Annotated in this window: 18 protein-coding genes and 4 pseudogenes; 18 read left to right on the top strand and 4 right to left on the bottom strand. The window is 57.7% G+C overall.

The features are described from left to right. The first annotated feature begins 66 nt into the window (after positions 1–66). From AB4Z23_RS18785 to AB4Z23_RS18775, 3 genes and pseudogenes are all read left to right on the top strand, one after another. On the top strand, positions 67–723 hold the full coding sequence (locus AB4Z23_RS18785) for an RraA family protein (RefSeq protein WP_441360563.1): 657 nt from the start codon (positions 67–69) through the stop codon (positions 721–723). A 23-nt stretch (positions 724–746) separates the two neighbouring features. Beyond that, positions 747–1427, top strand: a complete 681-nt coding sequence (locus AB4Z23_RS18780) for an RraA family protein (protein WP_441360562.1) — start codon at positions 747–749, stop codon at positions 1425–1427. A 170-nt stretch (positions 1428–1597) separates the two neighbouring features. Further along, positions 1598–2035 (top strand): annotated as a pseudogene (locus tag AB4Z23_RS18775) (transposase); the annotation flags it as partial. A 50-nt stretch (positions 2036–2085) separates the two neighbouring features. Here the strand turns inward: AB4Z23_RS18775 and AB4Z23_RS18770 are convergent. Beyond that, a complete protein-coding gene (locus AB4Z23_RS18770) occupies positions 2086–2991 on the bottom strand; it encodes a LysR family transcriptional regulator (protein WP_441360561.1) in 906 nt (301 codons plus the stop codon). A gap of 204 nt (positions 2992–3195) precedes the next feature. On the opposite strand from AB4Z23_RS18770, the gene AB4Z23_RS18765 reads away from it, so the two are divergent. The 4 genes from AB4Z23_RS18765 (at position 3196) to AB4Z23_RS18750 (ending at position 6590) form a co-directional block, all read left to right on the top strand. Then, a complete protein-coding gene (locus tag AB4Z23_RS18765; RefSeq protein WP_441360560.1) occupies positions 3196–3801 on the top strand; it encodes an RraA family protein in 606 nt (201 codons plus the stop codon). Between the two features lie 142 nt (positions 3802–3943). Then, positions 3944–5071, top strand: a complete 1128-nt coding sequence (locus AB4Z23_RS18760) for an alpha-hydroxy acid oxidase (RefSeq protein WP_441360587.1) — start codon at positions 3944–3946, stop codon at positions 5069–5071. Between the two features lie 21 nt (positions 5072–5092). After that, positions 5093–5821: an MBL fold metallo-hydrolase gene (locus AB4Z23_RS18755; RefSeq protein ID WP_441360559.1), complete on the top strand. Its 729-nt coding sequence runs from the start codon at positions 5093–5095 to the stop codon at positions 5819–5821. A 118-nt stretch (positions 5822–5939) separates the two neighbouring features. Next, positions 5940–6590, top strand: a complete 651-nt coding sequence (locus AB4Z23_RS18750; protein ID WP_441360558.1) for a thioesterase family protein — start codon at positions 5940–5942, stop codon at positions 6588–6590. 497 nt (positions 6591–7087) lie between these two features. Here the strand turns inward: AB4Z23_RS18750 and AB4Z23_RS18745 are convergent, their stop codons facing one another. Further along, positions 7088–8194, bottom strand: a complete 1107-nt coding sequence (locus tag AB4Z23_RS18745) for a hypothetical protein (protein ID WP_441360557.1) — start codon at positions 8192–8194, stop codon at positions 7088–7090. A 315-nt stretch (positions 8195–8509) separates the two neighbouring features. Here AB4Z23_RS18745 and AB4Z23_RS18740 point away from each other — a divergent pair, with 315 nt between their 5' ends. Both AB4Z23_RS18740 and AB4Z23_RS18735 read left to right on the top strand, forming a co-directional pair. Then, positions 8510–8941 carry a substrate-binding domain-containing protein gene (locus AB4Z23_RS18740; protein ID WP_441360586.1) on the top strand — a complete coding sequence of 144 codons (432 nt, stop codon included), beginning with the start codon at positions 8510–8512 and terminating at the stop codon, positions 8939–8941. A 524-nt stretch (positions 8942–9465) separates the two neighbouring features. After that, entirely contained in the window at positions 9466–10635 is a 1170-nt protein-coding gene (locus tag AB4Z23_RS18735) for an amino acid ABC transporter substrate-binding protein (RefSeq protein ID WP_441360556.1), read from the top strand. A gap of 68 nt (positions 10636–10703) precedes the next feature. On the opposite strand, the pseudogene AB4Z23_RS18730 reads toward AB4Z23_RS18735, so the two are convergent. Then, positions 10704–11303: pseudogene (locus AB4Z23_RS18730) on the bottom strand (IS630 family transposase); the annotation flags it as partial. Positions 11304–11664: 361 nt separating this feature from the next. Here AB4Z23_RS18730 and AB4Z23_RS18725 point away from each other — a divergent pair. From AB4Z23_RS18725 to AB4Z23_RS18700, 6 genes and pseudogenes are all read left to right on the top strand, one after another. After that, on the top strand, positions 11665–12891 hold the full coding sequence (locus AB4Z23_RS18725) for a CaiB/BaiF CoA transferase family protein (protein WP_441360555.1): 1227 nt from the start codon (positions 11665–11667) through the stop codon (positions 12889–12891). A 14-nt stretch (positions 12892–12905) separates the two neighbouring features. Next, the gene (locus AB4Z23_RS18720) at positions 12906–13844 is read left to right on the top strand and encodes a hydroxymethylglutaryl-CoA lyase (protein ID WP_441360554.1); all 939 of its coding nucleotides are present in this window, start codon (positions 12906–12908) and stop codon (positions 13842–13844) included. 248 nt (positions 13845–14092) lie between these two features. Further along, positions 14093–16774: an alpha-ketoglutarate dehydrogenase gene (gene mdeB, locus AB4Z23_RS18715; protein WP_441360553.1), complete on the top strand. Its 2682-nt coding sequence runs from the start codon at positions 14093–14095 to the stop codon at positions 16772–16774. 108 nt (positions 16775–16882) lie between these two features. Continuing rightward, on the top strand, positions 16883–18163 hold the full coding sequence (locus AB4Z23_RS18710; protein WP_441360552.1) for a 2-oxo acid dehydrogenase subunit E2: 1281 nt from the start codon (positions 16883–16885) through the stop codon (positions 18161–18163). A 20-nt stretch (positions 18164–18183) separates the two neighbouring features. Beyond that, positions 18184–19890 (top strand): dihydrolipoyl dehydrogenase, encoded by a 1707-nt coding sequence (gene lpdA, locus AB4Z23_RS18705; protein WP_441360551.1) that lies wholly within the window; start codon positions 18184–18186, stop codon positions 19888–19890. A gap of 685 nt (positions 19891–20575) precedes the next feature. Beyond that, positions 20576–21272, top strand: a pseudogene (locus AB4Z23_RS18700) (IS6 family transposase). A 161-nt stretch (positions 21273–21433) separates the two neighbouring features. Here the strand turns inward: AB4Z23_RS18700 and AB4Z23_RS18695 are convergent. Next, positions 21434–22018, bottom strand: a complete 585-nt coding sequence (locus AB4Z23_RS18695) for a helix-turn-helix domain-containing protein (protein ID WP_441360550.1) — start codon at positions 22016–22018, stop codon at positions 21434–21436. Between the two features lie 25 nt (positions 22019–22043). On the opposite strand from AB4Z23_RS18695, the pseudogene AB4Z23_RS18690 reads away from it, so the two are divergent. From AB4Z23_RS18690 to AB4Z23_RS18680, 3 genes and pseudogenes are all read left to right on the top strand, one after another. Further along, positions 22044–22303 (top strand): annotated as a pseudogene (locus AB4Z23_RS18690) (transposase); the annotation flags it as partial. A gap of 179 nt (positions 22304–22482) precedes the next feature. Beyond that, positions 22483–23571 carry a zinc-binding dehydrogenase gene (locus AB4Z23_RS18685; protein WP_441360549.1) on the top strand — a complete coding sequence of 363 codons (1089 nt, stop codon included), beginning with the start codon at positions 22483–22485 and terminating at the stop codon, positions 23569–23571. Between the two features lie 41 nt (positions 23572–23612). After that, on the top strand, positions 23613–23963 hold the full coding sequence (locus AB4Z23_RS18680) for a TfoX/Sxy family protein (RefSeq protein WP_441360548.1): 351 nt from the start codon (positions 23613–23615) through the stop codon (positions 23961–23963). The last annotated feature ends 2 nt before the right edge of the window (positions 23964–23965 follow it).

The raw sequence follows: 23965 nt of genomic DNA, 5'->3' as shown, positions 1-23965 counted from the left end.
AACTGCGAATTTTACTTCCCGGTCGGCCCACAACACATTTGCGGTCCATCAATTCTGGAGGTTTTCATGACAAACACGCTACTCGCCCGCCTTGCTTCGCTAGATACGAACACCGTCTCTGATGCGCTGGACTTCCTCGGCCTTCCTGGTGCCACCTATGGTCTTAGGCCGCTGTGGAATTGCCCGAAGATTGTCGGCCGGGCCAGCACAATCCAAATCGGAGCGAAGACCGACGACACACTGACGCCGCATCTCATTACGCCCGTTATCGCTTCGATCACCACCGACGACCGCATCCTCGTGATCGCCGGTGGCCTCGAAGGCATTTCCTCCTGGGGCGACATCATCGCAAACGCCGCGACGGTCAAAAAAGTGCGAGGGACCATTATCGATGGTGTCAGCCGGGACATCGAGGGCAGCGAGTCCATCGGCTATCCGGTCTACGGTCGCGGCGTAACCATGATCAGCGGCCGTAATCGTGTCGTGCAGCTCGGTTCCGGCACCCCGATCGAGGTCGCCGGCGTGACGGTAAATGAAGGGGATTACGTAATCGCCGACCGCTGCGGGACGGTTTTCGTGCCGGCCGCACGTATTGAAGAAGCGCTTGATCTTGGAGAGCGCATAGCCAAGCGACAGGACGGTATGGTGAGAGAGGTCCGTTCAGGACGTTCTGTCGCGGACGTGATGCACGATAAGGAATTCGAAGCCATTCGTCACCAGTGACCACACCTTCAGGAGCAATACAGATGAACAATCCAAAAAGCGCCAGTTCCGAGGATCAGGAACTCGTTGCACTCTTCGTCGGCCTCGACACGCCAGGTGTTTCCGATGCGCTGGACAAGCTCGGCATTCACGGGCAGGCGATCGGGATCGCGCCACTCGCCAATTATACTAAGGTCACAGTAGGCCCTGCATACACGGTGAAATACGTACCCGCTGCCGTGCCTCCGGGTAGTGTAGGTGATTTCATCGATGATGTGGCCGAGGGAGACATCATTGTCATCGATAATGATGGACGCACCGACTGCACGGTATGGGGCGACATCATGACTCAGTATGCCGGACTACGCGCCATCGCGGCTACGGTCATCGACGGCGTCTGCCGCGACGTCGGCAAGGCGCTTGCGGACGGCTATCCTTTGTTCACGGCAGGCCGCTTTATGCGAACCGGGAAAGACCGAGTTCAGGTGGAATCGGTCAACGCCACGGTCGGGATCGGTACGGTCCGCGTTGCATCCCGCGATATTGTAGTTGCTGACGCAAACGGTGTGGTGATCGTACCGCGGGCCCGCGCCCGTGAGGTCGCGGAAGCAGCCCACAAGATAGAAACCACCGAGGCAGCAATCCGCGAGCAAATCGCGAAGGGAGCGACGATCGGTGAGGCGCGTGCATCACTTGGCTACCACAATCTGCAGCGAAAGGCTTGAGTATCACAACGACTGACAGTGTCACGCAGACCTGCAGGGGGTGCGTGACATTGGGGATCAAGCGTCGAAAACGCTTCTTCAACAGGGCGTTGGCGCGGCTAATCTTCATCGACGAAACCTCGACCAATACCCGCCTGACCAAACGCACCGGATAGTCACAGAAGGGGCAGCGCTATGCCGCCTATGCGCCGTTTGGAAAATGGAAGACGCAAACCTTCATTGCCGGTCTGAGATGCCACGGCCTCACGGCCCCGTTCATTGTCGATGCGCCGATGAATGGTCGCATGGTCGAAGCCTGGATCGAGACCCAGCTCGCGCCGACGTTGTCGCCTGGCGATGTCGTCATTCTTGACAATGTCGGCTTCCACAAAAGCCAACGGGTAAAACAGTTGGTCAAGGATCGAGGCGCATGGCTGCTGTTCCCGCCACCCTATTCGCCAGACCTAAACCCGATCGTGGCCTTCTCAAAACTCAAGGCCCTCTTGAGTGAGAAAGCGGGCCGCAGCAGTTTTGATGCAATCGCAACAGCGCTGGGCGATATTATCGACCTCTTCTCCGTTGCTGAATGCCAGAATTTCTTCAAGGCGGCAGGATACGAGGTGGAATAAATACGACACGCTTTAAGTGTTTTCATTCAAACGTTGCCGCCTCGATTTGATCAGTGCGCAGGTTCGACAGACATACCAATCAGAGTGTCGATAAATTCATTGCTGCGTGTCTTTTTTGTAATGATGGATATGGTGGCGATGTCGCATCTCTGCGCGATCGGCTTGTAGATGACTTTGTACAGCGCAGGTAACGCACGCGCGTAGGTGCTGGGAATCAAAGCTACTCCTTGACCACAGCCGACCATGGCGTTTTGCGCGGAAATCGACCTACATTCACTCAAGGTGCGAGGCGTGTATCCGGCAGACGAGCAGAGTGAGATAATGCTGTCAAAGAACTCAGGAGCAGTCTGACGAGGAAAAAGGATCAAAGACTCCTCTTTCAGGTTCGCGAGGTCGATCTTAGTGTGTGCGCTGAACGGATGGCTATCCGTTAACGCCACGACAAGATCGTCTTTCTTCACGAGCTGGACATCCAGTTTTTCTGGACCACGCGTGAGGCGTGCGTAGGCAGCATCAAGTTCGCCTGACTCAACCAACTCAAGCGCCTGGTAGCTATCGATCTCAACAATTGACAACGACAGGTCCGGGAAGGTCTGGCGCAATTTTTCCACGATCGGGGGTAAGATATTTTCTATCACCGAGAGGATCGCGCCGATCCGCAACTCGCTGGCTTTGCCGTCTTTTGCGGCGCGAACCATTCCATCGACGCGAGCAGCGTGGTCAATGAAGCGGCGGACCGTGGGGAGAATCGCGGCGCCATGGACTGACAGGATCGTGCCGCGTCGTGACCGATCGAAAAGCTTAACGCCCAAGGCATGCTCTAAGAGCTGGATCTGCTGTGTCAGGGGCGGTTGCGACATACCCAGCCGAACCGCCGCCCTGCCAAAATGTCCTTCTTCGGCGACAATCAAAAAGGCATGTAAGTGGCGGACCAAACGAAAATCGATCATGCTCATAGCATCAGCATATCAACGGCCTTTGTCAATCGTAATTGACATATGAAAGGCCCCGATTAGACTATGCGTTGAGGATATCGTGACGCTGGTGCGTCAATCGAAGAAAGCGTGTTTTCACATTTGGTTGGCATCCAGAATGGCGGCACGCAAACAGCTGCGAGAGCGGTTTTTTCATCATTCATCGCTGTGTCGTGAAGGGGTATAATGGTGCGCGATCTACTTGAACTTGGTACGTCAACGCTGAGCGAAGCCTCCGGCCTAAAATGTTCGCTCGACCCAGCCCTCCGCCCGGTGTGGAAGGGCGCTGCGTTCGCTGGACCGGCATTTCCGGTCAGCTGCCCTCCGGGGGACAATTTAGCCATTCATCTAGCAGTGGAGCGGGCGCCGAAGGGAAGTGTGCTCATGGTCGATGCCGCAGGCTGTCAGGCCGGATATTGGGGAGAAGTGTTTGCTGTAGCGGCGGAAGCCCGCGGCATCGTCGGTCTCGTGATCGACGGAGGCGCGCGCGACATCGATGCTTTAGAAGCCCGGGGCTTTCCCGTCTTCGCCCGGTGCGTGTCCATGCGTGGCACGATCAAGCGTCAAGCTTTGTGCGTTGGCGAAACCACGACAGTCGCGGGCGTCTCTGTCGCGCTGGGGGACATGGTCGTCGCCGACGTCGACGGCGTAATGAGTATTCCAGCTCATCATTTGGAAGCCACCTTATCGGCGGCGAGGGACCGTCAGGAGAAAGAGAAGATCGTGATGGACCGACTTCGCAAGGGCGAAACGACAGTGGAAATTCTAGGCCTGACTCACTACCGCAATTGACGGCCTGTCAGATGGACCATCGACAGAAGCAGAGTGAGATCGAGGTAAAGGTGACATGAATACCGTGAACACGCCCGGTGCGGGAACCGCTACGACCGCAAGTACGCAAGCGCCCAAACTCGTGCGCGGGCCGCTTGGCAAGATGCTTGCCTTGAACGACTTTGAGAGAGTGGCCAAACGCCACCTTCCCAAATCCATTTTTGCCTATGTCTCGGGCGTCGCGGAAGAAGGGCAGGCAGCCGACGCAATTAACCGGTCGTTCCACGAAACCAGGCTGATGCCGAGGGTGTTGCGCGACGTTAGCGGCCGCGTCCAGGCTACGACACTATTCGGCAAAACTTACAACCATCCGTTCGGCATCGCACCGATGGGCAGTAGCGTCCTGGCAGCATTCGACGGCGACGTGGTGCTTGCGCGGTCCGCGGCGAAGCGAGGCATTCCTTCAATTGTTAGTGGTGCCTCGCTTACGCGTCTCGAGCGCGTTGAAGACGAAGCGCCAGGGCGCTGGTTTCAGGCCTACCTCGGCGCCGATGAGGCACGGGTCGAAGCGCTCGTGGATCGAGTTGCCAACGCCGGCTTCGAGACACTTGTCTTTACAGCGGATGTTGCTGTACTCGGGAATCGCGAGCACTATGTGCGGGCGGGTTTCGAGACACCACTTCGACCAAGTTGGAATCTGGCGTGGCAGGGCGTAACGCACCCGCGGTGGCTGCTCGGCACGGCGGCGAAGACGTTGATGAAACATGGTATCCCCCACTTCGAGAACATGGAGGCCTATCGAGGAGCGCCTATTCTTTCCCGCAATGTCATGCGTGACTTTGGCAAGCGCGATCATTTCAGTTGGAAACATCTGGAAATCATTCGCAGACGGTGGAAGGGCAACCTTGTCGTTAAGGGCATACTTGCAGCCGCGGACGCTCGGATCGCTGCCGATTGCGGCGTAGATGGGATTATTGTCTCGAGCCATGGTGGGCGGCAACTCGACGGTGCCGTGGCTCCTCTCCACGCTTTGCCCGGGATCATTGACCAAGCCGGCTCCACAACCGTGATGTTGGATGGTGGCATCCGCCGCGGGACAGATGTGATCAAGGCGATAGCGTTGGGCGCGCAGTTCGTTTTCGTTGGCCGACCATTCCTTTATGCCGCCGCCGTGTTTGGCGAACGCGGAGTGATCCGCGCTATTGATCTTCTCTCTCAAGAAGTAGACCGAAACCTCGGAATGCTCGGGCTGAAGAACATAGGGGACGTTGATAGATCAGTCATCGCTTAGTAAAGGTGAAGACGTATAGGCATGTTTGTTTTTGTCGTAGGTGGAGAGATATTTATGTTACCCTATCCCAAGTATGACATTGTTGTGATGGGAAGTAGTATTAAGCTTGACGTGGGATTTATCGGGATATCGAATATCACACTGATTCAAGTCGAGGATGGCTACATTCTATTCGACGTTGGTGGCCCTGTTACACGCGACATGTTGGTAAAGGGGCTGCGCGACAGGGGGCTTTCGCCGAACGATATAACTAAAATATTTCTCTCGCATCTTCATAGCGACCACTGCCTCAATATCGACCTTTTCCCGTTCAGCACCGAGGTTTTTGTAAGTAAGGCAGAATGGAATTACGCCGACAGGCCGCATGAGAAGGACATCTACATACCTTGGCTCATCAAGGAGCAGCTTTCCAAGTATAGGTTGTCGGTGATTGAGGGCAGGGGGGATCTCGCGCCGGGCGTCAAGTATTTCCCGGCCCCCGGACATACGCCTGGTTGCTATGCGATCAAGCTGGCCTTGCCTGATGGCTCAAGGGTGACGCTGGCCGGCGATGCTCTCAAGATGCCAACCGAGGCGCTTCGGGGTAGGGCGGACATGTGTTTCGACACTCAGGAATCATCCGCGACTACAATTGCGGAAATTTTATCCGATAGCGACCTCATAATCCCAGGGCATTATCCGCCCCTGACACTGGAGGATGGCAAAATATTCTGGACGGACAGCCAGTGCATTTCTTTAGTGGTCAGATAATTCAACACAACCCGGTTTCCGTTCACATTATCCCGGATTTTGGCAAGATCTGCGCAGCCGGTCCTGCATACCAGAGCCTTGGCTGAGGTTGCCGTCAACAAACGTAAGGACGAAAAGCGTGGCTCGAGAACAGACGATTCATGGCGCGGATTTCAAGGCAAAGGTGGCCCTAGAGGCCATTCTCGGCGATGCGACGATCTCTGAACTGGCGTCGAACTATGGGCTGGATCAGACGATGGTGTCTTCTTGGAAGATCAAGGCGCTCGAAGGTATGTCCGAGATTTTCTCGCACGACGCCCAGGCGGAAGCCGCTGTTCTGGAAGATGAGGCCTATTCCGAGGTCTGCCAAATGTCATTGCAGATGCGCTGGGGCGATATGGATGCCGCCGGACATCTGAACAACACCGTCTATTTTCGTTTCATGGAGCAAATCCGGATTACATGGTTTGAAGGCCTCGGCCTCCTCGGCGATGTTGGCCATGGCGAAGGACCGGTTATCGTTGATGCGGCCGCCGCTTTTCTGCGGCAGTTGAGCTACCCGGGTGATGTTCTTGTCACAATGTCGGTCGGGCTGCCTGGCCGAAGCAGCTTCGATACCCGCTACAAGCTGAGCCGCGCTGATGAGCCGGAAAAAATCTGTGCTACAGGCTCCGCTCGCTGCGTCTGGATTGACTTTTCCAGGCAGAAATCAGTGCCGATGCCAGACAGCTTGCGGAATACACTTCTACAGGCGCGCCTGACTTGCGCCCCGATTAACCCAGGTTCGTAATGAGCGCGCTCGGGGTTAATCGAGCGTGTGATCACCAGCAGAGCCGATCGTGATCTGCGCTAAGTCATAGCCGAGCGAGGCAGATTATTTCCGGCGCGAGATAGAGCCGTGCTGCCCTCCGTCACGTTGACTCACCATAGGCAATGGCGTCCTCGTCGCGCGTCGGCGAAAACATGCCGACGCGAAATTAGGGCCACTCAGGCATAGAATGATACCGTCGAGCGCAGTACTATCAACAGGCATGATATGCGGGGCCCTACGGCTATTAATCCCCAGTGGAGATCGGCGTGCAGGATGAGACGTGCGTTGACGTGAGCGCTGATGGCGAAGACGGTAGCTTGTCCGAAATGCGGAGAGCCCGTCAGCCGGCGATGATGTTCCAGGACTCTCTCTTCATATACAGTCAGCAGGTCGCACTCGAAGGGCGTGCTGTGCTGCGGCGCGGCTGACGTGTCACAAACCGCGGCCCGATGACCGAGCGGCGGTTCTTTAGGCGCCTATTTCTTAACGATCCCGATCCTGTTGCCGCGCACGACACCGAGCCAGATCTCGTCCCCGAGGTCGAGGGCGCTGGTGACGAAGCCGAGCAGTTTCGGATCGGCATCAACCTTCAGCCGGTGCTTCACCGACATGTCCGCCGGATGCAGTTCGACGACGTCGTCCTCGCCTCCGCAAGTCTGTGCGTCGGTCCCCAAGCATTGGACTACATTCATGAATACTTCCTGATTGTCTGACTGTGCCACCACCAAGAACGTTCCGTCGTCCGTCTTATGAATGTTGTCCGGATAACCAGTGATCTCCGCAGTCACGCGCGGGGTCGATCCATTTCGACTAATCTTGTGAACCTTTTTGGCGCCCCATTCCGCCACTATGAGGGAGGCGTCGTCCAACGCAACGATGCCGTTAGCGCCCGCCATCCCAGAATCCGGAACCTTGGACCAGCCCTTGCCCGGATGCCATTCGAAGACATCGCCTGTGAGCTTCCCCTGCATCATGTCCGAAAACCAGGTTTTTGAACTCGCGATCTGGAAGTAGACGGTAGCGGCAATCCCGCCATCGGGAAGCTCGGCAAGCCCATTCAATGAATCTCCGTTCGGGCTAGGGAGGCAACCAACCCATTTGAATTCGGGAACCTCGTCTCCCTTCGGCGTGACTTCGAATACCTCAACCGCTTCGCGCTTTCCATGATTGATCGCGAACAGAAGTTGCTTGCCATCCTTGCCGGCGACGAACGTCATACCGTGGCCGACAAATTCCTCCGCGACGAGCGGGCTCGGGCAGCCCGGATAGGCTGCGTCGTTGTAACTGGCGGCCGAGCCGTCGATGGGCAATACGCCCCATTGCCGGCTCTTCCGATGAATGATCGAAATCGCGCCTTTCTTAACATTCGGCGACCCGAGCTGGCTGGCCACAATCCAGGGCGTCCCGTCCAGAGGGAGCAGTTCCTCTGCGTTCACCGGACCGCAGACGAATTCGAACTTGCCTGCCGGATCACAACTTCCGCTTCTCAACTCGACCGCGTTCGCCGCCACAATAGACGTTCCAAGCAGCGCGCCGGCGGTCACCGCCACGGCATAGAGACATTTACCGAAATACGCCGTCATGGATTTCCCCCCACGCGAACCCTCCCAGAGGTTCCACTGCGTAAGGATAGTTGAAGGCTGCCGGCTCTGGCAAGCGAAATTATGTTTGCGCAAACGTCTGTCGGCAAGCGATTGTGATCAGATCACACTTCAAGAATATTCATATTGCATCATCCCGTCGGCACGCTTCGTCCCACAGTGCATCGTCAATCTCATTGCATCGGGGTGTCCGCGACCAGCTCACGGAGAAAAATACCACGAGCCTCATTCTCACATTCGGTGAAGGACCCAATTGCCGCTTTGCATCAGGCGCGCCCGTAGCCGGACGTTGGCGAGATTCTCGAACTCCCCTCGACCGGTCCGGGCGGCGGCGGCGCCGCACTCGCTAAACTGCTCGACGCGCGACCGAATACTCAGGCCGTCTTCTTCGCAAGCGGTGCCCTTGCCAGCGATGCACTAACCGAATGCAACGCTCGCGGCTGGAAAGTGCCGCAGCGGTTGACGATCGCTGGGTTCGACGATTACGAATCCGTGATCAGTTCCATGGCCAGCATTCCCGCAGTCCGCGTTCCACGTTACGAGATCGGATGCCGCGCTACCGAAGTGGTCTTGGCGAGCGTAGGTGGTGGCGACAAGAGCGTTCCGAAACGCACAGAGTTGCCTTTGAGATCATTCTGCGGGAAAGCACAGGATCCGGGGCGGGGTCGTTCGGCGGTCAGGTGTACACGGCCCCGGCCACTGATGTATCGCCCTGCAGAGCGGCCATGAGCCGCCAGCGCGGCCTCGTGGTCCTAATGGATTCAAAGCTGCGCCGCAATCTTCGAGCATTTCATAATTGCGATCGTGGCCTCCGCGCACGGCGGAATCGCGATGACTCTCTTAGAGAGGTAAAGGCGTGTGATCCGTTGCGTCGCAGGATAGCTTCGATATCGGTTGTATAGAACGGGTTTATCTGACGCTTGACGATGTCGAGGTTCGCCTGGGGTTGGTGCGACGGTCTCGTAAAACTGCTCTTTCAACGCCCCGACGGAGAATGTCAGCATTGCGTATCGCTCCGAACAGCGCCGCGGCAGCGGGCGAAACCAATCGGAGCGCAAACTTTTGCGTAGAATGATCGATTTGCCAGACCATTTCCGAGAAACTGTTTGAGCAAAGACAATGAGCCTGCTAAGGGCTTCTGCGGGGCTATGATTGCGTAAACATATAAGTCTGGCGGATACAGGCGCGTCGTCCCACGACTTCGACGCCTATTAGTCGGTCAACCCAAAACATCAACGGAGGAGACAATAACTATGCTTTCCCGATTTATGGCAACCGGCCTCTTGGCCATGGGCGTGCTCGCCGGCTTCCCGGCGACTGCGGCCGAACCGATCGTCGTTGGCGCCACCATCTCGCAGACGGGCTCTCTGGCCGACTCGGCCGAACACTACCGGAAGGGCATTGTGCTCTGGCAGGAACAGATCAACAAGGCAGGCGGCCTGTTAAACCGGCCGGTTGAGTTCAAGTATTATGACGATAAGAGCGACCCGGCGACGGTTGCCCTCCTTACGGAGCGGCTGATAACCGATGACAAGGTCGACTTCCTGATCGCTCCGTTCGGATCCGCCAACGTGATAGCCGCCAGCGCTGTGTCGGAGAAGCATGGGAGAGTGATGATCAATTCAGGCGGCAGCTCGGAGAAGATCCATGAGCGCGGCTTTAAGTATATTTTCCAGACGGGCTCCAACATCCTCACATTTGGCACCGGCGTCTTCGCAGTAGCGGAGCAGCAGGGCTACAAGACGATGGCGGTGGTCAGCCGCGACTATGAGGCTGCGCACGAATTCTATGAGACCATCAAGCCAATGGCGCTCAAGAGCAACATCAAGATCGTGATGACGGAGTATTTTCCAATCAACACCAACGATTTTTCCCCCTACTTCGCTTCCGCCCGCAAGCTCAATCCGGATGTCTGGCTCTCGCTCGGCTATCCAAATGAGGCGATCGAGATCGTCCGCCAGATGCGCGCAAACAACTACATGCCGAAGATGTTTGTACACAATGGTGTGGCCTTAGAAGGCTACCTGGAAGCTACGGGAAAGGACGCGGAGTATACAGTCGGCATGTCGAGATATCATCCGAGCATAAAGATCGGGAATAACGAGCAGTTCGTCAAGGCATTCAAAGAAAAATGGGGCTACGAGCCGGGCTATTACGCAGCCACTAGCTATGCGGGCCTGCAGGTCTTGCAGCAGGCTGTTGAGAAGACCGGCAGTACCGACCAAGAGAAGCTCCGTGAGGCCCTGCTGACACTGGAGACGAATGACGTTCTGGGTCCCTACAAAGTTGATGAGACTGGCCTCCAGACTGCCCTGCAAAGCATGATTGTGCAGGTTTTGAATGGCCAGTGGGAAATCGTCTGGCCGTCCGAAATCCAATCGAAGTCAGCGGTCCTCCCGACTCCGGATTGGTCCAAGCGCTAAGCGCCGCCGCACTGACAACCAACTGGCCGATACGGCGTTGATCCCGGCAGGCAAGAGCGTTATCTCACTTCGAGGATCATGGGCGCGGTCATGCCCAATAGCCTGAGCGCACCGGAGAATGTCGTTGTCTTCCAATGGCCGTCTGGGATCGGAGAGCGGCATCGCTCTCCACAAATGGCCTGTCCGAGAAGCCGGCACATTTTCGTGCTGAGACCGTTTTCATCGATGAAGACGATCCGCGCCGATCGAGATCGAGCTGGCCGTCGAACCAGTCCCCACGACGCTTCGTGAGGTCGTGGCGGTCCTGCTCCAGTGCATGTGCGGTCTTTTTTGAAAGTCGAGCCGCGCTTTCGCAGCCAGACATCGAGCGCGTTACGGCCAATGGAAACGGCTCTCTCCTCATGCAATCGCAGGACCATCTCGTTGAGGGTGATGTCCTTTGTTTCTTCGATCATGCCGACGATGAAGTCCTCGTGGGCATCAAGGAGCGAGCCACCCCGTCGGCCTTGTTTCGCAGGCGTCAGCCGACCAGCGCGCGCACTCGCAATCCAGGCGATGGCTGTCGAAATGCCGATCCCAAACCGGGGCGCTGCTGAACGCGCCGACATGCCACCCTGTGACGCAGCCAGAACGCGACTACGCAGATCATCGCTGAAAGCGCGGGTCATATTGCCTCCGACCAAATCACCCGTCAGAGCGATGGAAACAGAATTCGCCAGCCACGCGAATCCTCAGTGAGATTCCGCGTTCAACGGACGCGCTCTAGGAGACAGAGGACGCCCTCTTAGGTGAAAGCCCATGTGGAAGTCGACCGAGTGGGAGGGCTGTATGCCCCTCGGTCCGGTTTCATCGAAGTGACGGGGGATGGCTTAGATGTTTACGCAAACAATTTCGTTTGCCAAGCCAGCACCTCTCGTCTATGTTTGCGTAATCATGGTCGGCTTGCCAGATATCGACGCGTCCTACGGGCGCTACATTTGCACTTTATGCAGGGCAAGGTCGGGCCCTCAATATGGAGGAGGTACGAGGATGAGTGATTCGAATGGTGATACCGCATTTGCCGGAAAGCGCATGCCACTAGAGGGCGTACGCGTTCTCGACATATCCAACTACTTGGCGGCCCCCACAGCTTCAATGTTTCTGGGTGATTATGGCGCCGACGTGGTCAAGATTGAGCGGCCGGGGCACGGCGACGAGATGCGTTACTGGGGCAACAGTAAGAACGGTGTCGGTCTCTATTACAAAGTGGTGAACCGAAATAAAAAGTCGGTGTGCGCCGACCTTCGTACTCCATTGGGAGTCGAAATTGTGAAGAGGCTGGTGAAGGACGTCGACATCGTCGTCGAAAATTACCGGACCGGAACTCTGGAGAAGTGGGGTCTCGACTACGATGTCCTTAGCGCCATAAATCCCGGGCTGGTGATGTTAAGAATTACCGGCTACGGCCAGACTGGGCCAAACCGCAATCGCCCCGGGTTCGGAACCCTTGCGGAGGCATTCTCCGGATTGGCATACATCACCGGCCATCCGGACCGGCCGCCGCTCCTGCCCGGCTTCGGGCTGGGCGATGCCAGCACGGGCTTGATGGGCGCCTTCCTCACGATGGTGGCCCTTCATGAGAAGAAAGTGAACGGGGGCAAAGGGCAAGTCATCGATCTCGCCCTCTATGAGACTCTCTATACCCTGCTGGGTCCGCAAGTGGTCAACTATGACCAGCTCGGCATCATTCAACAACGCGAGGGGAGCCGGCTGCCTTTCACGGCGCCACGCAACACCTATGAGACGCGTGATGGTAAATTCGTCGCAATAGCCGGCAGCACTCAGAGCATTTTCGAGCGGCTGTGTGCTGCCCTCGACGTCCCCGATCTCGCAAATGATCCGCGTTTCTCGGATAATCGGGTGCGCTTGGAAAATGCAACGGAGCTTGATGTGCATCTCCAGAAGGCGATTTCGAATTTCGATTTGGATGATCTTTTGTCTCGTCTCGTGTCTTTTGAAGCGGCGGTAGCCCCTGCCTACAGTGTTGCCGAGACCTTCGACGACCCACAGTTTATAGCGCGCGAAAACGTAGCGTCCATCCCCGACGAAGAGCTTGGCGGCCCCTTGCGCATGCAAAACGTTGTCGGGAAACTCTCGGCGACGCCTGGTAAGATCCGTTCCACTGGGCCGCGTTTGGGCGAGCATAACCGCGAGGTACTGATTGACCAGCTAGGGTTCAGTGAAGACGAGCTGCGTGCAGCACAGATCGTCGTCTAATCGGAGCGTGGCCCATGCTGAAACTGCCAAACAAGGTTAAGATCGTCGAAGTGGCGCCGCGGGATGGTCTTCAAGGCTTTCCGCGTTGGATTGATACGGAAACCAAGATAGCCATCGTCGATCGGCTGAGCGAGGTCGGGTTTCCAGTCATCGAGGTCACCGGGTTCGTGCACCCGCGGGCCATCCCCAATCTGCGTGACGCTCAAGAGGTGATGGCAGGGATCAAGCGCCGGCCGGGAACGGTGTACCGGGCGCTTGTCCCGAACGCCAAGGGCGCGGAACTGGCGGTGCACTCGGCTGCACCGCCAGATGAAATCCTGGGTCTTATCACTACCAGCGAAAGGTATATGAAAAAGAACCAGAACATGAGCACTGAGCAGGCGATCGAGCAGGCCATCCGCGCCTTCCAGATTGCCAGCGATGCCGGTGTCGGCTTCGTAATGGCTGTCGCTTCGGCTTTGTGGGACATTTACGATGGTCGCGTCCCGGTAGACAGGGTCGTGGACCTGGTGGGACGGTTTCGTGATGCCGGAATCAAGCGATTCTATTTCGGCGGAAGCTTGGGAATGGAAGATCCGCGGCATGTTAGTGAGCTATTCGGGGCAGTGAACACGCGTTGGCCGGAGCTCGAAACCGGCTTTCATGTTCACAACATGGCTGGCACTGCGACGGCCAACATCCTGGCCGCACTTGATGCCGGCGCGACTTTCGTTGAAGGCGCGATATGTGGTATCGGCGGCGGCGTCGCCATGCCAGGCGGAATTAGTGCTCTCGGCAATCTTGCGACTGAAGACATTGTCTATCTTCTCAACGAGATGGGAATCGAGACCGGTCTCGACACTGACGCGACGATCGCCGCTTCGCGTGACATCGCTGATATTCTCGGCATCCAGCCCGTGGGGCATGTAGCTTACTGCGGTTCGCGCCGCGAGCTGATGGAGAGAGGGCAGTAGCGCCCCATGTGGAATCCGAGGTGAGCCGGCTCATCGGATTGGGCGGAGTATGTGGCAGTCTGTCCACTGATCATGTTTCAGGTTCCTCAAGAACGGGCCTGGGCAGGCACCGCGCCTGATCAAAATCGGCTCGACGAGAGGGATGGGTAAAGCCACGTTCTGTGCCGACAGCCGGGCATTCGCCAAGTGACCAGCAGGAAACTACGCGAATATCCCGATAAACTTCGACGACTGAGTGGAGGACCGCTATGAATTCGATCAACAATTCCATCCAGACCAATGCGCCTTCGGGCACCGACCAAGATCCGCAGGAGACTGCGGACTGGGTACAGTCGCTCGATTCCGTTGCAAAGCATGCTGGCGGCTCCCGAGCGCGGTTTCTTCTCGACGAGCTCGACCGTCGTGCCAAGCAACTCGGCTTGGTAGAAGGTGCTCTTCCCTACTCGCCCTATCGAAATACCATCGAACTTGACAAGCAGCTTCCATATCCCGGCGATCTCGCCATGGAGGAGCGCATCACCTCGATCATCCGCTGGAACGCCCTGGCAATGGTGGTTCGCGCCAACCGGGCCTACGGCGAACTCGGCGGTCACGTCGCCAGCTATGCATCCGCCGCGGAGATCTTCGAAATCGGCTTCAACCATTTCTTCCATGCCAACGACGGGCAGCACGGCGGGGATCTGGTGTTCTTCCAGCCCCATTCCGCGCCCGGCGTATACGCTCGCGCGTTCCTTGAGGGCCGACTCACCGAGAACCAACTCTCGCACTACCGGCAGGAAATCACAGGTGAAGGCCTCTGCTCTTACCCTCATCCATGGTTGATGCCTGACTTCTGGCAGTTTCCAACGGGATCGATGGGCATCGGTCCCATCAGCGCAATTTACCAGGCGCGATTCATGCGTTATCTCCGGGATCGCAAGCTGCATGACACCAACGCCCAGCATGTCTGGGGCGTGTTCGGCGATGGAGAGATGGACGAACCGGAATCCATCGCGGCCCTTTCGCTCGCTGCCCGCGAGAAGCTCGACAACCTGACATTTGTCATCAACTGCAACCTGCAACGCCTCGACGGTCCGGTACGAGGCAATGGGCAGATCGTCCAGGAGCTGGAGAGCGTCTTCAAGGGCGCCGGCTGGAATGTCGTCAAGGTTCTATGGGGATCGGAATGGGACCAGATCTTCGCAAGGGACGAGAACCATAGCCTGCTCAAGCGTTTCGCAGAGACCGTCGACGGAAAGTACCAAACGCTGGGCGCCAAAGACGGTGCCTACAATCTGGCACACTTCTTCGATGGCGACCCGGAGGTAAAGCGCTTGGTTTCGCACATGTCCGACAAGGATATCGAAGCGCTTAAGCGAGGCGGTCACGACTTCAAGAAACTACATGCTGCATTCCAAGCGGCCAAGGATACCAAGGGGCGGCCAACCGTTATTCTCGCCAAGACCAAGAAGGGCTTTGGCATGGGCGGCGCCGGGGAGTCGCGCATGACCGCCCATCAGGCCAAGAAGCTCGAAGTCGGTGCGCTCATCGCATTCAGGGACAAGTTCAGCTTGCCACTGACCGACAAACAGGTCGAAGATCTCGAATTCTTCCGTCCTCATGAAGACTCCTCTGAGATGAAGTATCTCCGTGCACGGCGCGCAGCGCTGGGTGGCTTTTTGCCGCGGCGTCGGTCGTCGTCGGACCCGATCGCAGTTCCGGCATTTTCGAGCTACGCGGATTTTGCGACGAAGCCGGACGGCAAGGAGATGTCGACCACCGTTGCAGCGGTCCGTCTCTTCAGCAATCTCCTCAAGAGCAAGGATTTCGGCGATCGCATCGTTCCGATCGTAGCGGACGAGGCCCGCACCTTCGGGATGGACAACCTCTTTCGACAGGTCGGCATCTACTCCCCCGTGGGACAACTTTACGAACCGGAAGATGCCGGCTCGATGCTCTACTACAAGGAGTCTGTCGACGGGCAACTCCTCGAGGAAGGCATTACCGAAGCGGGCGCCATATCGTCCTGGGTCGCCGCGGCAACCTCTTACAGTGTGCACGGCAAGCCTATGCTGCCGTTCTACATCTACTACTCTATGTTCGGTTTTCAGCGCGTCGGCGATCTGATCTGGGCGGCCGCCGATCAGCGGGCCCGTGGCTTCCTGATCGGCGCAACTGCCGGTCGTACGACCTTAGGCGGCGAAGGGCTGCAACATCAGGATGGCAGCAGCCATGTGATGGCCGCCACCGTTCCCAACTGCCGCGCCTACGATCCCGCCTATGCCTACGAAATGGCAGTGATCGTCGATCACGGTGCTCGTCGCATGATGGAGGATGGCAAGGACGAGTTCTACTACATCACCGCGATGAACGAGGGCTACGCACAGCCATCCATGCCTGCCGGAGTCGAAGAGGGCATCGTCAAGGGTATGTACCGCCTTGCGGGTCCTGAGGGCGAAGCCGCGATCAGGCTTGTCGGTTCGGGTGCTATTTTGCCCGAAGTGGTTGCCGCCGCAGAGCTGCTGAAGACGGATTGGAAGATCGAGGCGGAGATCTTCAGCGCGACAAGTTTCACGGAGCTGGCGCGGGAAGCGCGCGAGATCGAGCGCGAGGAGATGTTCGGCGCGGAAGCTCACGCTCGTCGCAGCTATGTGGGTACCCTGCTCGCAGGTCAGGCACCGATCGTCGCCGCGACCGATTACGTCCGTGCTTATCCTCAGTTGATCGCCTCATACGTGACCGGAAGATTCGTGGTTCTGGGCACAGATGGTTTCGGAAGGAGCGACAACCGTCGTGCGCTCCGTGACTTCTTCGAAGTCGACCGCCATCACGTCGTGGTCGCCGCACTCTCCACGCTAGCTTCGGAGGGGAAGATTGATCGATCGAAAGTGCTTGAGGCGATCGGCAAATATGGCATCACCTTGAACGTCGACGCTCCATGGAACTGCTGATGCCAATGACGCCCTGTGAGCGTAACGCCATCTACCAAGGACATTTTCAGCGCACACATTCCCTTCGGAATGGCCAGCGCTTACCCGAATGATAGGGAGGAACCGCCGATGGGCGTCCCACAGACCATAGAATTGCCCGACATCGGCGATTACAAGAACGTGCCTGTCGTCGAGATCCTCGTCAAACCAGGCGACACCGTGACGGTCGACCAACCGTTGATCACTCTGGAGTCCGACAAGGCCACCATCGAAGTGCCTTCCCCCGTCGCGGGCAGGGTCATTCAACTCCTGATCGAGCTGGGCCAGAAAGTATCACAGGGTGCCCCGGTGATGGTGCTGGACGCCGGAGAAGTCGCGGAAGCAGGATCAGCGGTCGTCACCGCCGCTCCGCCTGCCCGGGAAACGGCGCAAGCACTGGCTGCGGCGTTTGCGCCGACGGAGCCTCTGGTCGAAAAAACCTCGCCTCTAACAACGTCGCCGTCTGCGGGTTCGACGCATGCCTCGCCCTCTGTCAGGGCATTCGCTCGCGAGTTGGGTGTGGACCTGGGCAGGGTGCCGGCCAGCGGTGCCAATGGCAGGATACTTCGCGAGGACGTGAACAACTTCATCAAGGCCCAAATCTCCGGTGGCAGTGCCCAGACGCCGGTCTTGTCGGCATCCGGCATCCCCTCGCTTCCGACCTACGATTTTACCAAGTTCGGCGAGATCGAAAGCGCGCCGCTGTCGCGCATCCAGAAGATCGCTGGCAGCAACCTGCATCGCAACTGGCTGAACATCCCGCACGTCACCAACTTCGACAACGCAGACGTGACTGATCTCGAAGCGTTCAGGCTTACCTTGAATGGGGAGAAACGGGATCCGGCGGTCAAGGTTACCATGGTGGCCTTCCTTATAAAGGCTTCGGCCTTGACCCTCGCCGCCCATCCCCGCTTCAACACCTCACTGGACGGCGAAACGCTGATTCAGAAGAAATATGCGCACGTCGGCTTCGCAGTGGACACGCCGAAGGGCTTGATGGTCCCCGTCATCCGCGACTGCGATCGCAAGGGCTTGCTGGAGATAGCGGCGGAGATGGGCGCGCTTTCAGACAAGGCTCGCTCCGGCAAGCTGCAACCGTCGGAGATGGAGGGCGGAAGCTTCTCGGTGTCGTCGCTCGGGGGGGTAGGGGGAACCGGGTTCACGCCGATAATCAACTCGCCCGAAGTCGCGATCCTTGGTGCGGCGCGTTCCCAAGTGCAGCCTGTGTGGGATGGCAAGGACTTCCAGCCTCGACTCATCATGCCCATAAGCCTTTCCTGGGACCATCGTGTCGTCGACGGAGTCGCCGCCGCTCGGTTTCTTGGCCACTTGGCGACGATGCTCGGCGACTTCCGCCGCGCGATCCTCTGATAAACATCGAGAGAAACGTCATGACGACAGTCGATATTCTGGTGCCTGACCTCGGAGACTTCAAGGAAGTCGTCGTCGCAGAGGTATTTGTTAAGAACGGCGATATCGTCGCCGCCGAGCAGCCGGTCGCGTCGGTTGAGACGGATAAGGCGACGATGGACATTCCCGGTCCATCGGCCGGGACGGTCATTGATGTGAGGGTATCCGTCGGCGACACGGTCAGCAGTGGGTCCCTGCTGGCCACGCTTGAGCTTTCGGCCTCCGGGCACGCCCCGGTTCCCGCAACTACTGCCGCCGGTGTCGGCGAAACCCCAAACATTGCCCCCGGGCAGCAGGGCTACGACCTGCTCGTCATCGGGGGTGGTCCAGGCGGCTATACAGCTGCATTCCGGGCAGCCGATCTCGGACTACGGGTGGCACTGGTCGAAAGATATGACGTGCTTGGGGGCGTTTGCTTGAACGTGGGCTGCATCCCATCCAAGGCGTTGCTCCACGTCGCGGCGGTCAAGGAGGAAGCCGAACGGCTCGGAACTCACGGCGTAAGTTTCGCGGCGCCAGAAATCGACGTCAACAAGCTGCGCGGCTTTAAGGAGGCAACGGTGAGAAAGCTTACCGATGGACTCGGCCAAATGGCGAAGCTGCGCAAGGTCGAACGCATCACAGGAACAGGGAAGTTCGGCAGCCCCAATCATGTATTGGTTAGCACTGACGCCGGTGAGCAGCGGATCGACTTCAAGTCGTGCGTCGTGGCGGCCGGATCGACTCCGGTGGCACTTCCCTTCCTGCCCGACGATCCACGTGTCATTAACTCGACTGGTGCCTTGGCCCTGGAGTCCATCCCGGAGCGGATGCTGGTTGTGGGCGGCGGCATCATCGGACTGGAGATGGCGACCGTCTACAGTGCACTGGGCACACGCATCGACATCGTAGAGCAATTGGATCAGCTCCTTACAGGCGTCGACAGTGACTTGGTCGCCATCTGGTCTAAACACAACGCGCATAGGTTCGACCGCGTCATGCTGTCTACGAAGCTGGCATCCGTCGTGGTCTCTGAAGAAGGTTTGTCGGCGACCTTCGATGGCGGCAACGAGCCTGCAGTCTACGATCGCGTGCTGCAATCAGTCGGTCGCCGTCCGAACGGGGGTAACCTCGATCTTGACGCTGCAGGCATCGAAACCCAAAACGGCTACATCTCGGTCGACGATCAGATGCGCACGAGCGTTGGCAATATTTTCGCTATTGGCGACATAGTCGGACAACCGATGCTGGCGCACAAGGCGGTCCATCAGGGCCACGTGGCCGCCGAAGTCTTGGCAGGACACAAATCGGCGTTCGATCCGATGGTCATTCCGTCTGTTGCGTACTTGGAACCTGAGATCGCTTGGGTGGGCCTTACCGAAGATGCTGCGAAATCAGACGGTATCGAAGTCAAGGTAGGGCGGTTCCCATGGGCCGCATCTGGGCGCGCGATAGCAAATGGCGTCGAGTATGGACAGACCAAGCTTATCTTCTCGGTGAAGACTGGCCGCATCGTAGGCGGCGCGATGATCGGACCCAATGCAGGCGACATGATCGGGGAGGTATGCCTGGCAATAGAACTCGGTGCAGACGCAGCCGATGTCGGCAAGACTATCCACCCCCACCCCACGCTTGGCGAGACCATTGGCATGGCCGCCGAAGTTGCACAAGGAACGTGCACTGACTTGCCGCCAATGCGGCGACAATGAGAGGGTCTGCACCTGTCAACGCCGGAATAAAACCAGGCCCGGCGGCGAACTAAAACCAGGCCACCTTGGAGCGCCCATAAGTCCTGCTGGAGGGCGCAGCCCGAGCGGGTTCTCATGCGCGCGCAGCTTTTGGTCGTCGGACAACGAATTTGCCAAGGTTGGCGCATCTTGCGCTGCGTCCCGTTAATAACCACTCACGCAAAAATTAAACACGGTGTGTGGTACGCCCCTCAGTAGTTTCGCAGCTCCGTGTGGAAGACCAGCATTGTTTTGATAGGAAGCTGCATTTTGTCCACGGTTGGTTTGGCCCGTCTATCTGGGAGAAGCTGAACGATCGCATTGATAGCTGAACCGGACCCAGCATTCCGTGATTAACCGACGGATCACGCAATGCTGCAATGCAGAAATCGCGTTTCATTTTCCTCAAAGCGTCAGGCATAATCAGCAGCATGCAAAAATGAGGTATCCTTTAATGACGCAGGTTCATCAATCGACATTCGCGACGATCCGCCAAAAGATGTGGGTTGCAATTGTGTCTTCGCGCCAGCGCGAGGTCAGACGGGTTCTGCAAGTGCGTGATCTCGAAAAATAAGATCGATTGCGACAGCCGTCACACCTAGTGACAGATCGGAAGGGCGATGTCACGTGGTCTGCAGCTTAACGATTGACGGATAATTCGGCGAGGATGAACTCGACGATAATCAGTTATAAGAACCATCGCCTCCCACCGCAGATCATCTCGCATGCTGCGCGGTTGTATTTCCGGTTCCCGTTGAGCCTGCGGCTGGTCGAGGAAATGTTGCTGGAGCGCGGCATCGTCGTCTCTTACGAATGATACGGCGATGGGGTCGAAAATTCGGGACGGCTTATGCGAAGAAGTTGCGGAGAAAGAAGCCTTCGCGCAAAGATATCTGGCATCTGGACGAGGTCGTGATTTCCATCGGCGGCCGAAAATATTGGCTGTGGCGTGCGGTCGATCAGGACCCACGTTCTCGATGAGATCGTTCAGACCCGCCGCGATACCAAGGCTGCCAGGGCGGTTGATGGTCAGGCTGCTGAAGAAGCAGGGTCTGTCGCCGAAGCGCATCATCACCGACAAACTGCGCTCATACGGCGCGGAAAAACGGGACGTAATGCCCGGCGTCGAACATCGATCGCACAAGGGCCTTAACAATCGTGCAGAGAATTCTCACGTGCCGCTTCGAAAACGGGAGCAGGTGATGCAGGGCTTCCGATCCGCGGGAGGATTGCAACGTTTCGTCTCGATCTTTTCAGCAGTCACCAATCTCTTCGTGCCACCGCACCAGAAACGCTCAGCCCTCGCCACACATTTTCATTGGATCCGCGCGAGGACGCTCGTATTGCGTTTCCTCGAGGGCTAACGGCAGGGTGTTTCCGGAACGCGAACCTGATACAATGCCCTATGCTATGTTTCGAGGTTGACCTTGGCATAGTGGTTTGTCGTATCGAGGCTCACGTGACCGAGCCAGCTACGGACACGTCTCGCGCAGTGATGGTAGGCTGGCCTATCCGACACTCTGGACTACGAGGCGTCGCGAGGAGCAAGGTGACCGTTTAGGACTCGGAACTCCCTCGGTGTGCAATTGGCTTCACGTTTGAAGAACTTGCTGAAATGGCTCGCTTCCTGAAATCCAAGTTTTTCCGCGATGGCACCCACCGTTAGGTCCGTATGGGTGAGCAGGCGCTTGGCTTCGAGATTGATGCGTTTGGAAATAAATGCCTTCGCGCTCATGCCAATTGCCAGAGTGGTGGCACCGGTCAGGGTTTTTTCGGTGCAACCGAGCTCCGTCGCGTATTCGCTGAGTTGGTTCCACTTGGCGTAGCGCTGTTCTACCAGCTTCTGAAAGCGCTTGAAGCGCTGTAACGCGGTAGAAACCCGTGAATCTTGCGTCCGCCGCTCGCCATGAACAACGGTCAGCCAACTCATCAGGGCATAAAACTGGTAACGCAGCAGTGCGTTAACATTGCCGGTAAGCTCGCTTGCGGGGCCGGCATCCTTGGACAGTAAACCCCCGATCAAAGAATCGTAGCGCATCTGCAGGATCGAACGCGCCGCCCGATCGAGCTCTGAAAAAGGCTTAGCGTGATGGTGTTTGTCGTGATTCATTTGCTTCATTGAGATTGGAGGATGGATGCGCGGCGGCGATCTGAGGACAGGTGAACTCTTCAGCAATATCGATCTTGAGGATTGCGTTCGTCGTGATCATCCGCTGAGGGCGATCCGCCAGATCGTGAATGATGCACTCGTCTTGCTGGAGCATGATTTTGCAGCATTCTATTCGCCGATCGGGCGACCATCGATCGCGCCTGAGAAGCTTTTTTACGCGCCATGCTTTTGCAAGCCTTCTATTCCATCCGCTGTGAGCGGCTTTTGATGGAGCGGATGGAATGGGCTGACGACTGGAGCCCGGTCACTGCCGCCGGTCTTGTTCGGGGCGCAACATTGTGTAATGTCCGAAAAGTATCATCCAATGTCTGAACTTTACCTTTAATCAGCATCGGTAAAGTCCGATAAAGCTTATCCGGTCCTCGGATGCTCGTGCACCTGAACGCCGTTCCTGAAGAGGCGTCTTGTTGCAGTACGAATTGTTTGCTGTCGGCACCCGGGAACTGCGCCAAGCTAAATACCTGCGAAAGCGCCACGCCGGTCCGAAGAAGGGAGTTTCCATGAATACAACCATGCGAGCCGTGGTGGTCTCTGAACCCGGCGGCATTGACAAGCTTGTTGTCAAGGACGTGCCATTACCCGGCGTTGAACCCGGCTATGTGCGCATACGGGTGAAGGCGTTTGGCGTCAACGAGTCCGAAGTGACCAGCCGCAAAGGTTTGTCCAGCCCGGATTTTACAATGCCGCGTATACTGGGCATCGAATGCGTCGGTATCGTAGATCAGGCCTCACCTGGCAGCGATCTCCAGCCCGGCCAGATGGTGGCCACTATGATGGGTGGCATGGGCAGATCGTTCGACGGGGCCTATGCCGAATACACCGTTGTCCCCACCTCCCAGGTCATCCCGTTCGAGACAAAGCTTCCCTGGGATGTCGTCGGGGCACTTCCGGAAATGCTCCAGACTGCTTACGGCTCGCTGACCAAAGGGCTCGACCTCCGCCCTGGTCAGACGCTGCTGATCCGCGGCGGCACATCGACGGTCGGCCTTTCGGCGGCTTCGATCGCCAGTGAAATGGGAGCGGTCGTGATCGCCACCACGCGCCGTCCGGATCGGCTGGAGATGTTGCGGGGCGTCGGCGTGGACCATCCGATCGTCGATGACGGAAAGGTCGCCGACGCTGTTCGGGCGATCTTCCCCGACGGTGTCGATGCGGCGCTTGAACTGGTGGGCGGCCGGGCCTTGCGGGACACGATGCAGGCGACTCGCGTCCACGGCACGGTCTGCTTCACTGGCGCCCTGTCGGACGACTGGACAGTCGCCGACTTTAGCCCACTTGGCTACATTCCGTTCGGGGTGCGGCTGACGGCCTACGGCGGTGGAGCCACCGACCTGCCAGCCGAGGTCTTCGACCGCCAACTTCGGGCCATCGCGGCCGGCCGGCTGAAGATCTCTGTCGCCAAGGTCTATCAAGGACTGGAGAGAGTTCGTGACGCGCAGGCCGACCTCGAGGCGCGGGCAGAGCCGGGCAAATATGTAGTCGTTCTCGACTAACTCAGCCGCGCACCTATTCATCCCAGAAAAAGGACAAGCAGATGTCGAAACAATCCGAACAGACGAAGCACCTTGCCGAACACTATGTCGATCAACTGTCGGACTGGGCGAAAATCACGACAAAGCCACTGTTCGGCGCTGTTGCGCTCTATCGCAACGATAATGTCTTCGCCATGGCCTGGCAGGGCGCGCTTTACTTCAAGGTCGATGACGATTCGCGCGCCCAGTACGAGACAGCGGGCTCCCACACGCTTGGCTATTCGCACGAAGGAGAGGACCACGCTCTCAAGTCTTACTGGACTGTTCCTGCCGACATACTGGAAGATAATGAGAAGCTGCATGAGTGGGCCGATCGCGCCTACCAAGCTGCACTGAAGAGCGGCCGGACCTGACT

Source organism: Agrobacterium sp. MCAB5 (assembly GCF_052114365.1).
Lineage (GTDB): Bacteria > Pseudomonadota > Alphaproteobacteria > Rhizobiales > Rhizobiaceae > Agrobacterium > Agrobacterium tumefaciens.
This window is presented reverse-complemented; position numbering and strand designations above follow the sequence as displayed.

What these genes read in the sequence shown, in the direction of transcription:
- AB4Z23_RS18755 (WP_441360559.1), top strand. Translation starts at nt 5,093, where the DNA reads ATGTTTGTTTTTGTCGTAGGTGGAGAGATATTTATGTTACCCTATCCC.
- AB4Z23_RS18780 (WP_441360562.1), top strand. Translation starts at nt 747, where the DNA reads ATGAACAATCCAAAAAGCGCCAGTTCCGAGGATCAGGAACTCGTTGCA.
- AB4Z23_RS18710 (WP_441360552.1), top strand. Translation starts at nt 16,883, where the DNA reads ATGGGCGTCCCACAGACCATAGAATTGCCCGACATCGGCGATTACAAG.
- mdeB (WP_441360553.1), top strand. Translation starts at nt 14,093, where the DNA reads ATGAATTCGATCAACAATTCCATCCAGACCAATGCGCCTTCGGGCACC.
- lpdA (WP_441360551.1), top strand. Translation starts at nt 18,184, where the DNA reads ATGACGACAGTCGATATTCTGGTGCCTGACCTCGGAGACTTCAAGGAA.
- AB4Z23_RS18735 (WP_441360556.1), top strand. Translation starts at nt 9,466, where the DNA reads ATGCTTTCCCGATTTATGGCAACCGGCCTCTTGGCCATGGGCGTGCTC.
- AB4Z23_RS18785 (WP_441360563.1), top strand. Translation starts at nt 67, where the DNA reads ATGACAAACACGCTACTCGCCCGCCTTGCTTCGCTAGATACGAACACC.
- AB4Z23_RS18680 (WP_441360548.1), top strand. Translation starts at nt 23,613, where the DNA reads ATGTCGAAACAATCCGAACAGACGAAGCACCTTGCCGAACACTATGTC.
- AB4Z23_RS18765 (WP_441360560.1), top strand. Translation starts at nt 3,196, where the DNA reads ATGGTGCGCGATCTACTTGAACTTGGTACGTCAACGCTGAGCGAAGCC.
- AB4Z23_RS18760 (WP_441360587.1), top strand. Translation starts at nt 3,944, where the DNA reads ATGCTTGCCTTGAACGACTTTGAGAGAGTGGCCAAACGCCACCTTCCC.
- AB4Z23_RS18725 (WP_441360555.1), top strand. Translation starts at nt 11,665, where the DNA reads ATGAGTGATTCGAATGGTGATACCGCATTTGCCGGAAAGCGCATGCCA.
- AB4Z23_RS18695 (WP_441360550.1), bottom strand. Translation starts at nt 22,018, where the DNA reads ATGAATCACGACAAACACCATCACGCTAAGCCTTTTTCAGAGCTCGAT.
- AB4Z23_RS18720 (WP_441360554.1), top strand. Translation starts at nt 12,906, where the DNA reads ATGCTGAAACTGCCAAACAAGGTTAAGATCGTCGAAGTGGCGCCGCGG.
- AB4Z23_RS18770 (WP_441360561.1), bottom strand. Translation starts at nt 2,991, where the DNA reads ATGAGCATGATCGATTTTCGTTTGGTCCGCCACTTACATGCCTTTTTG.
- AB4Z23_RS18745 (WP_441360557.1), bottom strand. Translation starts at nt 8,194, where the DNA reads ATGACGGCGTATTTCGGTAAATGTCTCTATGCCGTGGCGGTGACCGCC.